The 13,239-nt window shown below is 73.0% G+C and carries 12 protein-coding genes; all 12 read right to left on the bottom strand.

From position 1 onward, the window contains the following. Positions 1–11 precede the first annotated feature (11 nt). Complete coding sequence (locus tag ACZ56L_RS02350) at positions 12–2,783, bottom strand: helix-turn-helix transcriptional regulator (protein ID WP_471060628.1); 2,772 nt, start codon at positions 2,781–2,783, stop codon at positions 12–14. Beyond that, complete coding sequence (locus ACZ56L_RS02345; protein ID WP_471060625.1) at positions 2,780–3,667, bottom strand: carbohydrate ABC transporter permease; 888 nt, start codon at positions 3,665–3,667, stop codon at positions 2,780–2,782. The genes ACZ56L_RS02350 and ACZ56L_RS02345 overlap by 4 nt, the downstream gene beginning before the upstream one ends. Then, positions 3,664–4,629, bottom strand: coding sequence for a carbohydrate ABC transporter permease (locus ACZ56L_RS02340; RefSeq protein ID WP_471060622.1), 966 nt, complete (start codon positions 4,627–4,629; stop codon positions 3,664–3,666). Before ACZ56L_RS02340 ends, ACZ56L_RS02345 begins: the two co-directional genes overlap by 4 nt. Then, on the bottom strand, positions 4,629–5,960 hold the full coding sequence (locus ACZ56L_RS02335) for an ABC transporter substrate-binding protein (RefSeq protein ID WP_471060619.1): 1,332 nt from the start codon (positions 5,958–5,960) through the stop codon (positions 4,629–4,631). Before ACZ56L_RS02335 ends, ACZ56L_RS02340 begins: the two co-directional genes overlap by 1 nt. Positions 5,961–6,064: 104 nt before the next feature. After that, positions 6,065–6,790, bottom strand: coding sequence for an alpha/beta fold hydrolase (locus tag ACZ56L_RS02330; protein ID WP_471060617.1), 726 nt, complete (start codon positions 6,788–6,790; stop codon positions 6,065–6,067). A gap of 67 nt (positions 6,791–6,857) precedes the next feature. Continuing rightward, positions 6,858–7,172: a GNAT family N-acetyltransferase gene (locus ACZ56L_RS02325; RefSeq protein ID WP_471060614.1), complete on the bottom strand. Its 315-nt coding sequence runs from the start codon at positions 7,170–7,172 to the stop codon at positions 6,858–6,860. A gap of 42 nt (positions 7,173–7,214) precedes the next feature. Continuing rightward, the gene (locus ACZ56L_RS02320) at positions 7,215–7,952 is read right to left on the bottom strand and encodes a GPR1/FUN34/YaaH family transporter (protein ID WP_401766069.1); all 738 of its coding nucleotides are present in this window, start codon (positions 7,950–7,952) and stop codon (positions 7,215–7,217) included. Between the two features lie 149 nt (positions 7,953–8,101). Continuing rightward, positions 8,102–9,988 (bottom strand): amidohydrolase, encoded by a 1,887-nt coding sequence (locus tag ACZ56L_RS02315; RefSeq protein ID WP_471060611.1) that lies wholly within the window; start codon positions 9,986–9,988, stop codon positions 8,102–8,104. After that, positions 9,985–10,938: an alpha/beta hydrolase gene (locus tag ACZ56L_RS02310; RefSeq protein WP_471060607.1), complete on the bottom strand. Its 954-nt coding sequence runs from the start codon at positions 10,936–10,938 to the stop codon at positions 9,985–9,987. The genes ACZ56L_RS02315 and ACZ56L_RS02310 overlap by 4 nt, the downstream gene beginning before the upstream one ends. Positions 10,939–11,154: 216 nt before the next feature. After that, positions 11,155–11,733: a Dps family protein gene (locus tag ACZ56L_RS02305; protein WP_471060604.1), complete on the bottom strand. Its 579-nt coding sequence runs from the start codon at positions 11,731–11,733 to the stop codon at positions 11,155–11,157. Between the two features lie 92 nt (positions 11,734–11,825). Beyond that, positions 11,826–12,332, bottom strand: coding sequence for a DoxX family membrane protein (locus ACZ56L_RS02300; RefSeq protein WP_471060601.1), 507 nt, complete (start codon positions 12,330–12,332; stop codon positions 11,826–11,828). Between the two features lie 5 nt (positions 12,333–12,337). Further along, positions 12,338–13,000: a hydrolase gene (locus ACZ56L_RS02295; protein WP_471060598.1), complete on the bottom strand. Its 663-nt coding sequence runs from the start codon at positions 12,998–13,000 to the stop codon at positions 12,338–12,340. Between the last annotated feature and the right edge of the window lie 239 nt (positions 13,001–13,239).

Genomic DNA, 13,239 nt, shown 5'->3' with positions numbered 1-13,239 from the left:
GGGCGCAGGGGTCATTCGGCCGCGGGTGGCTTTCCGGTGTCGCCCTCCGCGAGCACGATGCGGGCCAGGTGGACCCGGGAGCGCACCGAGAGCTTGCGGAAGATCGACGCCAGATGGGTGTTGACCGTGTGCGGGGAGACGACGAGGGCCTCCGCGGCCGACCGGTTGGTGTGACCGGCGGCGATCAGCCGGGCCACCTTGCGTTCCGAGGCCGTGAGCGCGTCCCAGCCCTGGCCGTGGCGCGGCCGGAGCCCTCCGGTGCGTCGGCCGGAGCGGCCGGCGGCCCGTTCCGGATCGGCCCGGACCCGGTCGGCCTCGGCGTCGGCCCCCGCCCGGGCGTAGATGTCGTGGGCCCTGGCCAGGGCGGGCGCCGCGGCGGGGTCGCCCGCGGTGAGGAGCGCGCGCCCGAGGTCGGCGGACGCGGCGGCCAGGGGCAGCGGCCGGGGGCCGGTGAGGAGGACGCGGACCGACCGCTCCAGGAGTCCGGGGTCGGCGTCCACCAGACCGGCCGCGTGGGCGGCCGCACCCCGGGCGGTCGGCACGGAGGGGTTGCGGGCGGCGTGTTCCCCGGCCTGGGCCGCCAGGTCTTCGGCCAGGTTCCGGTCGCCGCCCCGCAGGGCGATCCCCACGGCCTGGACGACGTGGGGGCGCAGCAGCCGCCACCGGAGGAGGGGGTGGTCGCGCTGCGCGGACCGGACCAGTTCGGCCGCCGCCGCGTGGTCGCCCCCGGCGTCGGCGACCACGGCCTCGAAGTACTGGTGCGCGGCCTGGTTGCCCGTGTTCGGCCGCGCGGCCACGGCCGCCCGCACGACGTCCAGGTGTTCCCGCGCGGCGTCGCGGTCGCCGCGCAGCATCGCGAGGAGGCCCCGGTTGACGCGGATGTTGACCAGGTTGCCGGGGACGTGGAGGTCCGCTTCGAGGCGCTCGGCGGTGACGAAGTCGGCGTCCGCGTCGTCGAGCCGGCCGAGCCCCATGTTCAGGGTTCCCTGGGCCCAGATCAGCATGGCGGGACGCAGCGGAGCGTCGCCCGCCGTCCCGAGCAGCCGCCGTACGGTGTCGAAGTCGTCCGTGTGGATCCGGGCGACGGCCTCCTCGGGGAGGAAGGCCGTGTCGAACACGCTCAGCGCCGTGTGGTGTTCGACGGCGGCGGCGCAGTCGCCGGCGTTGAGGGCGATCTCGCCGAGGGCCCACAGCGCGAGGACGCGCGCCTCCCGGTCGCCGGCCCGCTCCGCCTCGGCGAGGGCCCGCTCACCGGTCTCGCGCGCGGCCCCGAGGTCGCGCCCGCGGGACCGAGCCATGGCCAGCCGGGCGGTCAGCCGGGCGCGGACCACCGGGTCCGTGACGGCTGCCAGGGCCGCCGTCGAGCGGCGGGTCAGCTCGTGGACCTCGTCGAGGTGCCACAGCGTGTCGCCGAGCACGCACTGCAGACGCGCGAAGACCTCCAGGGGCGGCCGGCGGGCGAGCAGTGCGTCGCCGGTGTCCCGTGCCCGGGTGTACCGGCCCGCGCGGGTGAGCGCGACGACGGCCCGTTCTCCCACGTCGAACATCATGGGCGCATGCCGCGGTACGAGTTCCAGGGCGCGCGTGGCCAGGTCGGCAGCGCGCTCGGGCATCACGGCGATCATGTCCGTGGCGGCCGCGCCGAGCAGTCCGACCGCCTCCAGGTCGCCGGGTTCGGCGCTCTTCAGCAGGTGCGGGACCGCGTCGACGGAGCTCCGGCCCGCCGCGACGAGCCGGCTCGCGGCCTCCCGGTGCAGCGCCCGGCGCACGGAGGGGGTGAGGTCGGCGTACACCGCCTGGCGGAGCAGGTCGTGGCGGAACAGGAGGCGTTCGCCCTCGTCGTGGAGGAGCCCGGTGGAGATCGCCTCGTCCAGTTCGGCGCCGAGTCCGGAAGCGGGCCTGCCGCACAGGGCCGCGGCGTCGGCGAGCGTGAACGCGCGGCCGAGGACGGAGCCGATGCGCAGGAAGTGGAGGGTGTCCGGCCGGAGGCCGGCCAGCCGGTCGCGTACGCCGAGGACCAGCCGTTCCGGCGGTTGCGGCCCGTCCCCGCCCGACGCCGCGATGCCCGTGAGCATCTCGGATGCGAGGAAGGGGTTGCCTGCCGCCCCGTCGAGGAGCCGGGCGACCCGCTCCGGGACGTCCTCGCCGAGGACGTCCCGTGCCAGCGCGGCCAGGGCCGTGCCGGAGAGCGGCCGGAGGGGGAGGGTCGTCGTCCGCGGCCCCTGCCCGTACGGCTCCGGGGCGTTCCGGCTCGCGAGCAGCCAGAGGACCGGGGAGCTGAGCAGCCGTGCCGGCAGGACGCCCAGGGCGAACCGGCTCAGCGGATCGGCCCATTGGACGTCGTCGATCGCGATCAGTACGGGCGTGGCCGCCGCGCGTTCCTCGATCAGCTGGGCCAGCCGTTCGACGAGCCAGACGCGCTGGTCGTGGTGGCCCGCGAGGTCCGCGAAGTCCGTGCTGGACAGCAGCGGCGGGTCGCCGTGCAGGAGGCCTGAGGCCAGTGAGGCGAGCGGTGCCAGCTCGTGCAGTTCCTCGGCGCGTCCATGGCTGACGGCGAATCCGCGGGCCCGTGCGATCGAGACGGTCTCCTCCAGCAGCACGGTCTTCCCGATCCCGGGCTCGCCCCGGAGCGACGCGACCGCTCCGCCCTCGCCGTCGCGCACTGCCTCGACCAGGGCGCGCAGCCGCTCCAGCTCGGCTTCGCGGCCCCGCAGCCCGGGGCGGCTCAGCCCCGCGCTCCCGGGTGTCGCGACGCCTTCTCCGTCGGGCCGGCCGGGGGTCATCCCTTGACCGATCCGGCGGCCAGTCCCCGTGCGACGTGCCGCCGGAGGAGGAAGAGGACGAGCAGCGGCACGAACGCCGCCACGAAGGCTCCTGCGGTGAGCCGCTGCCACTCGTTGCCGTACGTCCCGGCCAGGTTCGCCAGCCCGACCGTCATCGGCGCGGTCTCGGCCGTGCCGCCCGACAGCGTCAGTGCCACGAGGAGGTCGTTCCACACCCAGAGGAACTGGATGACGGCGAGGGAGGCCAGGGCCGGGCGGGCCAGGGGCAGCACGATCCGCAGCAGCAGCGTGCCGTGCGAGGCGCCGTCGACGCGGGCGGCCTCGATCAGCTCCCGGGGCAGCCCCGCCAGGAAGTTGTGCAGGAGGAACACCGCGAACGGCAGCGCGAAGACCGTGTGGGCGAACCAGACCTGGCCGAAACGCGCGGGGCCGGCAAGGTTCCACGCGGGCAGGAACAGCCACCCCTGGGAGAACAGCTTCAGGAGGGGGACGAGCGCCATCTGGAGCGGCACGACCTGGAGCGCGAAGACGCCGACGAGGAGCGCGTCCCGGCCCCTGAAGTCGATCCACACCAGGGCGTACGCCGCGAAGAACGCCAGCACGAGCGGGAACAGCACCGAGGGAAGGGTGATGACGACGGAGTTGACGAAGTACTCCGCGAGCCGCCCCGGCCCGTTCCCGCCTCCGGCCAGCACCTCGCCGTAGTTGTCGAGCGTGAGCCGCGGCGTGCCGAACACGGTCCACCAGCCCGTCGTCTTGACCGCCTCCTCGGGGCGGAACGAGGAGAGCAGGAGGCCGAGGGTCGGCGTCGTCCAGAGGAGGGCGATCACCACGGCGGTCGACGTGAGGGCGCGGGAGGCCAGACGCTCCCGGACGCCGCTCATCCCGTCCTCCGGCGCGCCCGCGCCTGGACGGCCACGACGGGGACGACGAGGACGAAGAGGAGCACGGCGAGCGCCGCGCCGCGGCCCGTCTCGCCGTAGCGGAACGCCTGGTCGTACATCTCGTGGGCGATGACGCCCGTGTCGAACTGTCCGCCGGTCATGGTCTTGACGACGTCGAAGGCCTTGAAGGTGCCGATCGCCTGGGTGAGGACCACGACGAGCAGCGTGGGCCCGATCGACGGCAGGGTGATCCACCGGAAGATCTGCCGGGGGGACGCGCCGTCGAGCCGGGCCGCCTCGGTCAGCTCCCGGGGAACGGCTCTGATCGCGCCGGTCAGCAGGACGGCCGCGAGGCCCGCCTGCGTCCACACCATCACCACGACGAGGAAGAGGACGTTCCAGGGGGAGTCCACGAGCCATTGCCTCGGTTCGCCGCCGAACGCGACGACGAGCTGGTTCAGCAGCCCGATCTGCCCGGTCTCCGCGGGACGGTAGGCGTAGACGAACTTCCAGACGACCCCCGCGCCGACGAAGGAGACCGCCATCGGCATCAGGAGGAGGGACAGCGCGAACGTTCTGAACCGCGACCGTGCGACGGCCGCCGCGTAGAGCAGGCCGACCGAGGTCGCCGCGAACGGCACGAGCACCACCCACGCCAGGGTGTTGCGCAGCGCGACCAGTGCCCGGGGGTCGGTGAGCATCCACGCGTAGTTGTCGAAGCCGGCCCACGCCTCTCCCCCGCTGCCGGTGAACGACAGCGCCACGGTGCGCAGAGCGGGAAGGAGAAGACCGGCCGTGAGCAGCAGCAGCGCGGGGGCCAGCAGGATCAGGGCCGCGCCCCGCCTCCGTGCCGGCCCGCGGTGCAGCGCCCACAGGATCGCGCAGACCACCGCCGCGAAGGCGGCGACGCCCTGGAACAGGTACAGCAGCTTGGGCTGCTGGGCGACGACGTCGAACGGCATCAGCGACTCGGCCAGGACCGTTCGACGGAGCCGGCCGCCTGCCGGGTCTCCTCACCGCCGATCCAGTCGACGGCTGCCTTCCAGAACGTCCCGGCGCCGACCGACGCGGGCATCAGGTCCGAACCGTCGAACCTGAACCGTGTCCTGGGATCCTGGAGCAGCCGGATCGCGAGTCCGTCGACCGGAGTCGCGGCGTTCGCCGGGTCCACTCCCCTGTTCGCCGAGACGAACGGGCCCTTCCTCATGCGCGCGTTCGCGAAGTCCGCGGAGGCCAGGTACTCCTGGAAGGCCCGCACTTCGGGACGGTCGGTGAACGCCGCGGTGAACACTCCCCCGCCCAGTACGGGGCGGCTGGCCGGTTCGGTCCCCGGCAGGAGGAAGGCGTAGACGTCCTTGTCCGGTCCGATCCGGGTGCCCTTCGGCCACAGGCCGGCATAGAACGAGGCCTGGCGGTGCATCGCGCAGTCGCCGGAGAGAATCGGTGTGCCGGCCTCCTGGTAGGAGATCGACGCCATCGAACGGGCCGGGCCGAACCCGCCGTTGGCGTACCGGTCCTCCTTGAGGACGGACCCCACGGTGTCCATGGCCCTGATCACCCGGGGGTCGTCGAACGGGATCGTGTGGGCGACCCACTGGTCGTAGACGGCCGTGCCCTGCTGGCGCAGCAGGACGTCCTCGATCCAGTCCGTCACGGGCCAGCCGGTCGCCTCGGCGGACTCGATGCCCGCGCACCACGGCTTGACGCCCGACGCCGCGACCTTCTCCGTCACGGCCATCAGCTCGGACCACGTACGGGGAACGCTCAGCCCCCTGTCGCGGAAGAACCTCGGCGAGTACCAGACGAACGACTTCACATTCGCGACCAGCGGCGTGCCGTAGAGGGTGCCGTCCACGGTCGCGTAGCTGTTCCAGTCCGCCGACCAGCCCTTCTTCGCGAGCGCCACGACCCCGGCGCTCGCGGGCTTGAGCCTGCCCGCCCGCGCGAAGCGTTCCAGGAGCCCTGGCTGGGGGAAGAAGGCCACGTCCGGCGCACTTCCACCGTCGACCCGGAGCTGGATCCGGGCCTCGAACTCCCCGTCCCCCTCGTAGCGGACGTCGATCCCCGTGCAGTCCGCGAAGTCCGCCCAGGTCTCTTCGAACAGGTCGGCCTCCCGGTCCCGGTTCTCCGCGTAGACGGTCACCGCGGTGCCGGGGTGCCTGCCGTATCCGGCGTACGGCCCGCAGTCCGCGGCGGTGTGCGACTGCGCACCGCCGTCCCGCGGAACACCGCAGGCGAGGGCAAGGGCGGCGAGGACGATGACGGCGAGCGCGGGCCTCGCGCCGAACCTCATGGGTGTAGCTCCTCCGATCGCCCGCCGAAGGATTCTCGGGGGGCGATCAGAAGCTACCAGCGCTCGAACATTATCGACTAATCGTTCGATGTTGAACGATCGGATCAGTGGGCGGTGGCCCGCACGGCTTCCTGGATCAGCTCCGCCACGGCCTCGGGCTGAGCGAGCATGACCAGGTGGGAGGAGTCGACCTCGACGGTGTTCATGCCGGCGCGCTCATAGCCGTAGCGCTCCACATCGGGGTTGATCGTGCGGTCGCGAGAGGCGACCAGGCCCCACGACGGCTTGGTCCTCCACGCCGCGACAGGCGCCGCCTCCGAGAAGGCACGTGCGGCCAGCGGACGCTGGGAGACGGCGAGCACCGCGGCGAGGCCGGGGTCCACGTCCGCCGCGAAGAGGGCGGGGAACTTCTCGGCCTCCACCGAGACGTCGGTGCCGGTCCCGGTGGAGCCGGCCACCGGGACCGGGGTGTGGACGAGCGCGTCGGCGAGACCGGAGTCGGGGAAGCGGCCCTGCAGCTCGCCCAGGCTCTCCCCCTCCTCCAGCGCGTATCCCGCGAGGTACACCAGTGCGCGGACGTTGTCCTCCGTGCCGGCGAGGGTGATGACGGCACCGCCGTACGAGTGCCCGACCAGGATCACGGGGCCCTCGACGGCACGGATCACCGAGGCGACGTACGCGGCGTCGTCGACGAGGCCGCGGTTGGGCACCGCCGGGGCCACCACGTCCAGGCCGGCGGCGGTCAGTTCGGGGATGACGCGGGCGAAGCTGGAGGCGTCGGCGAAGGCGCCGTGGACCAGGACGACGGTGGGGCGGGCGGGTCGGGACATACGAGAACTCCTCGGGGCGTGACGGGAGGGGTGGGTCTGGTGGTACGGGAGAGGGGTACGCGGTGCTTCACAGCCCGAAGCGGGCGCGCTTCGCCTCGGGAACCAGGTCGGCGTACTCGGGGTGCTTGCCGATCCAGCTCCGGATGAAGGGGCAGTACGGCAGGACGTGCAGCCCGCGGGCCCCGGCGTCGTCGAGCGCTCCCCGGGCGAGGAGACCGCCCAGGCCCCGGCCGGCGAACCGGCCGTCGATCTCGGTGTGGAGGAAGGCGATCTCGCCCTCCGAGAGGTGGTACTCGGCGAAGCCCGCGGTCTCCGTGCCCTCGTCGCCGGTGACGATCTCGTACCGGGACTTCTGGGGCCGGTCCGTCGTCTGCGGTTCCATGGGGTGCTCCTGTGCGGTCGTGGTGGGGTGGGCAGGGCGCGGTCAGAGCGTGCGGCGTACGCCCGCCTGGCGTTCCAGGTTGCGGAGCTGGACGGTCAGGTCGCCTTCCACGGCGTGGTGGGCGGGGCCGCTGCGGCCGATGGGCAGGACCTGCTCGTTGCGCATGTCTTCGAGCATCAGGGCGAACGCCGTGTACATCGCGACCAGCGCCACCACCAGGCCGAGCGCACCGGACGTGCGCGTCAGCCATTCGGCGCCGGTGACGCCCCCGAGACCGGTGGCCGCCCAGCGGGGCAGGGAGACCGCGAGGACGAGCCACAGCGCGCGCTTGGGCCGGGTCACGGCGGTCATCAGGGCCCCGAAGCACAGAAGCGCCAGGTTGAGCACGCCGAGGACCCGGAGGCCGTCGGCCGCGCCGCTGAGCATGATGAGCGAGTAGGGCAGCCAACTGCCGGCGAAGACCGCCATCAGCGTCGCCGCGATCACGTCACGGGCGCCGAACGCCAGGAAGCTCACCAGGAGTTGCAGGACGAAGGCCGGCAGCACGGTGCAGGCGACGGCGGCGCGGGCCGTCTCGTCGAAGATCCCGAGCTGGAGGCAGCCCGTCATCACCGAGGCGATGGCTATCGTGAAGAAGCCGAGCGGCATGGGTGAGGCGATGGGGTGCAGGTTGATCCGGGTCATCGACCGCAGGTCCGGTTCGAAACGGCGTCCCGGGGGCGCTTCCGGCGAGGTCGCCGGGGTGTCGCCGCTGTCGGTGTCGGGGGAGGCTGCGGACATCGGGGGCATCTCTCTTTCGGTGCTACGGACTTTCAGCGCTCGAACTTCCAGCGCCCGAACGCGCAGTGCTCGTACGTTCAGCGCTCGCACGTCAGTGCTCGTACGTCAGCGCTCGTACGTTCAGTGCTCGTACGTCAGCGCTCGTGCGTTCAGTGCTCGAAGCAGGGGTCGACGAAGGACGGCGTCGTGTCGGGGACGGAGCCGCGAGCGACGCGCCACCGGCGGTGCTGCTCGGACTCGGCGACGGCCTCGGCCACCAGCGACGCCTGACGCGCACCGCTCTGGTAGCCGCCGAAGTGGGCCACGGGGCTCCAGGCCGGGCTCACCGGCGGGACGGCCTCGTCAAGACCCGCGTACTCGGCGGAGGCGTGGACGATGCGGCCGCCGACGACGGTGAGGACGGACTCGATGTCGGGGATGACGTCCTCGGGCACGGCGAGATAGTCGTCGGACAGGATCGCGAGGTCGCCGTAGAAGCCCTCGCGGAGGATTCCCTTGACGTCCTGCTCGCCGGTGAGCTCCGCCCCGCCCCGGGTGTAGAGGCCGAGGGCGGTCTCCCGGTCGATCAGGTTCCCGGCCGGACGAAGGGCCGTGCCGCCGACGGTGCGCCCGGTCACCAGCCAGTGCAGCGCGACCCACGGGTTGTACGAGGAGACGCGGGTGGCGTCGGTCCCGGCGGCGACGGTCAGGCCCCGGTCGAGCATGGCCCGGACCGGCGGGGTACGGGCGGCGGCCTCGGCGCCGTAGCGGTCGCGGAAGGCGCTGCCCTGGAAGGACATGCGGTTCTGGACCGAGAGGGCGCCGCCGAGGGCCGCGATCCGGTCGAGGCTGTCGGCCGAGACCGTCTCCGCGTGGTCGAAGAGCCAGCGGTTGCCGCCGGGGAACAGCCCTTCGGCCGCGAGCTTCTCGAAGACCGCCAGGTCGCGGCGGATCGTCTCGTCGTAGGTCGCGTGCAGCCGAAAGCCCCAGCCGTTCTCCACGAGAAGACGGACGGCGCTCTCGAATTCGGCCTCGTAGCCCGCGACGAGCTCCGGCCGGGGCTCGGAGAAGTTCTCGAAGTCGGCGGCGGCCCAGGTCAGGTTCTCTCCCGCGCCGTTGAGCCGGAGCCACTCGTCCCCGCTCCCCGGCTCGACCGTCTCGGTCCACCGCTTCAGGTCGGCCAGCTCCTGACCGGCCGTCTGCGGGAAGAGGTGGTAGGCGATCCGCAGGGTCAGCTCCCCCGCCCCGGCGAGGTCGGCGACCGTGGCGTAGTCGTCGGGGAAGTTCTGGAACCCGCCGGCGGCGTCGACCGCGGACGTCAGTCCGAAGCGGTTCAGCTCGCGCAGGAAGTGGCGCGTCGACGTCCGTTTGTCGGCCTCGTCCAGGGTGGGCGCCTTGGCCAGGGTCGAGTACAGGATGAGGGCGCTCGGGGCGGCGAGGAGGACACCGTTCGGTTCGCCGTCCCTGCCGCGGACGATCTGCCCGCCGCGCGGATCGCGGGTCTCCCGGGTGAATCCGGCGGCCTTGACGGCGGCCCGGTTCATCAGCGCCGACTGGTACAGATGGAGGACGAACACCGGGGTGTCGGGGGCGGCGGCGTTCAGCTCGGCGACGGTCGGCATCCTGCGTTCGGCGAACTGCTCGGCGGTCCAGCCGCCCACGACGCGGATCCACTGCCCCTTGGGAGTGCGGCCGGCCTGCTCGCGCAGCATGGCCAGGGCGTGGCGCAGACTGCGCACCCCGTCCCAGCGCAGCTCCAGGACGTAGTTCAGGCCGCCCCGGATGACGTGCAGGTGCGAGTCGTTCAGGCCGGGGACCACCCGGCGGCCGAGGGCGTCCACCACCTTGGTCCCCGGCCCGACGAGGGGGGCGAGGCCGTGGTCGTCGCCGAGGGCCGCGACCCGGCCGTCGCGTATCGCGACCGCGCTGGCCTCGGGCCGGCCGGGGTCGCCGGTGAAGACCTTGGCGTTGCGGACGAGGAGGTCCGCGTGCCCGTGTTCCCGGCGCGGGGCGGGAACGAGGCCCGCCACCGGCATGCCGGCCGACGGCCCGGTCATGCGAGGGCCTTGCGCAGGATGTCGACGGCGAGACCGATGGCGAGTTCCGCGCCCTGCGTCTCGCGCAGCGCGTTCAGCATGACGAAGTCGTGGATGACGCCCTGGACGCGCAGGGCGGTGACGGGGACGCCCGCGGCGCGGAGCTTCGCCGCGTACGCCTCGCCCTCGTCGCGCAGGACGTCGGCCTCGGCGGTGACGACCAGGGCCGGCGGCAGGCCGGTGAGCTGCTCGGTGGTGGCGCGCAGCGGCGAGGCGGTGATCCGGGCCCGCTCGGCCTCGACGGTCGTGTACTGGTCCCAGAACCACTTCATGGCGTCGCGGCGCAGGAAGTAGCCCTCGCCGAACTGGTGGTACGAGTCGGTGTCGAAGCCCGCGTCCGTGACCGGGTAGAAGAGGACCTGGTGGACGAACACGACGTCGCCGCGCTGCTTGGCCATGAGGGTGAGGGCGGCGCTCATGTTGCCGCCGACCGAGTCGCCCGCGACGGCGATCCGCGTGCCGTCGAGGTCCTTGTGGTACCCCTCGCGGGCGATCCACTGGGCGACGCTGTAGTTCTGCTCGACGGCGACCGGGTAGCGCGCCTCGGGCGAGAGGTCGTAGTCGGGGAACACCACGGCCGCCCGGGCGCCGACGGCGAGTTCGCGGACGAGCCGGTCGTGGGTGTGGGCGTTGCCGAAGACCCAGCCCGCTCCGTGGAGGTAGAGGATGACGGGAAGCGGTCCTGTAGCGCCGCGGGGGCGGACGATCCGGGTGCGGACGTCGCCGGTCGGGCCGCCGTGGACGGTGATCCACTCCTCGTCGACCTCGGGCAGGGGGACGCCCTCACCGCTCTGGACGCCGTCCACGGCCTTGCGGCCCTCGGCGACGGGGATCTGGTAGAGGTACGGCGGCTGGGCGGTGGCGTCGGCGAAGGCCTGGGCGGCGGGTTCAAGGATCGGACGGTTCGTCATGAGGGGTTCTCCTTGTGGATGTACGAGAGTGCGCGGGTCGGGGCCCCAGCGGGACGCCCGCACGGCGTCGAGGATCACGTCGGCCCGTGCCGGTCGGCGCCGACGGCGGCCGAACCGCCCGCGGGTACGGCGGGTGCGGCGCCCGGGGCGCGCCGCTCGGGTCGAAGGGATGCGGCGGTCGGGGTGGACCCCCGTCTCGGGGGCCGTACGTGTCCGTCAGCCGTGCACCAGAGGGGTGTCCACGAGGTGCTCGGCCAGGAACCACACCTGGGCCTCGCCCTTGCGGATGACGTCGGAGACGAGCAGGTCGGTGCTGCCCTCGTCGCCCTCCGCCGAGATCCGGGCGGCGGCGTCCCTCGCGTCGATCAGGATCCGCTCGTGCGCGTCGAGGAGTCGCGACAGCATGACGGGGACCGGTTCGACGCCGTCCGGCGGACGGGGGATCGACGTCAGTTCCGCGACGTGGCGCGGGTCCCCGACGGCGACGCCGCCGAGGCTCTGGATCCGCTCGGCCAGCGCGTCCACGACGGCCAACTGGGCCTCCGCGTGCTTGTCCAGCATCAGGTGGAGCGAGTAGAACGTCGCCCCGCGCATCAGCCAGTGGTGCTTCTTGTAGAGGGAGTACAGGATCTGGGTGTCGGCGAGTACGCGGTTCAGCCGCTGGCACGCGTACATGCGGGTGTCGTGGCCGAGGCCGATCGGCAGTTGCTTGAGCGTGCCGAACGCCTGGGTCTCGGCGCCCTTCTGGTGCAGCAGCGGCTGTCCGCCGCCGTGTGGGGTCGTGAGGGTGTCCATCGGGTGCTCCGTTCGGGAGATCGGGAAAGAGGGCGGCCCGGCCGGCCGGCCGGGGGTACGCGGGCGGCCGGGCCGGTCTGCGCGGCTCGCGCTCAGCGCTCGGCGACGGCCGGGGCGGCGGGCCGGTGGAGGACGAGCCGGACGAGGAGCCCGCTGCCGAGACCGGCGACGAGCGCGAGGGCCGCCCACCACAGTGGGTACGGCGTGAGGCCGAGGGCCGCGTCGAGGGACCAGGCGCCGGGGCCGGTGGCGGCGAGGGCGGCGGCGGTGCCGATGAGGACGAGCGGGTACTCGTATCCGTCGTTCTGCACCCAGAGCCCGTGGCTCCGTTTCACGGTGAGCGCGACCGTCATGACCCCGATGGCGCCGGTCGCGGCGAGCGGGGTCAGGAGGCCGGTGGCGAGCAGCAGGCCCGAGCCGATCTGGCCACCGCCCGCCGCCAGGGCGGTGAGGGCTCCGCCGCGGAAACCGTCGGCGCGGAACTCCTCGGTGCCGCCCCGGAGCCCCTTGCCGCCCAGATGCGAGCTGATCTTCTGCACACCGTGGCCGGCGACGAGCAGTCCCACCAGCAGACGCAGGACGAGAATGCCGGTGTCCACGGGGGTCAGCCGGCGGCGTGCGCGCCGATGACGCTCTGCGCGTACACGACGCCCAGGCCATAAGCGCCCGCGTGCGCCTTGACGATCTCCATGACCGCGCCGTACGTCTCCTCACGCGCCCAGTCGCGCTGCAGCTCCAGGAGGACCTGGACCCAGGTCACCGGGACGGCGCCGGCCGCGATCATCCGCTGGAGCGCGTGCTCGTGGGCGGCCGGGCTGACGCCGCCGGAGGCGTCGGAGACGACGTACACCTCGTATCCCTGCTCCAGCGCGGACAGCGCGGGCAGCACCAGGCAGACCTCGGTCCACAGACCGGACAGGACGATCTTCTTGCGCCCGGTCGCCTTGACCGCCGCCACGAGCGCCTCGTCCTCCCAGGCGTTCATGCTCGTACGGTCGATGACCTCGTTCTTGGGGAACACCTCGGCAAGCTGGGGCAGCAGGGGCCCGGAGAACGACTCGGCGGCGACCGTGGTCAGAACGGCCGGCATGCCGAACGCCTGAGCCGCCTTGGCGAGGCCCACGGTGCTGTTGACGATCGCGGCGCGATCACCGCTTCCGGTGCCGAAGAACATCTGCGGCTGGTGATCCACGAAGAGCATGACCGAGTTGTCGGGCGTGAGCAGATCCTTGCTCGGAGCGGCCTGCACCTTGCTGATGTCGAACATGAGGGGTCCTCTCGAAGCGATCGGTGACGTGCCCGCCACCTCCGCGGCTCGGCACTTCCCCAAGCTACGAACGACCCGACCGACCGCGTTGACCTCCTGCGCCCAGGGGTTGGCACGACAGCGCACAACCGGTCGAGGACGAGACCCGCACGGTGTCACGGGCCCGAGGCGGGGGGTGCCCGCTCCCCCGCCTCTTCCTGGGCGCCGGGGGCGGGGGTGTGGAACGAGTCGCCGGGATG

Source organism: Streptomyces sp. NPDC039736, from assembly GCF_055596485.1.
Note: the sequence above shows the minus strand (reverse complement) of the source record. Positions and strands in the feature narration are given on the sequence as shown.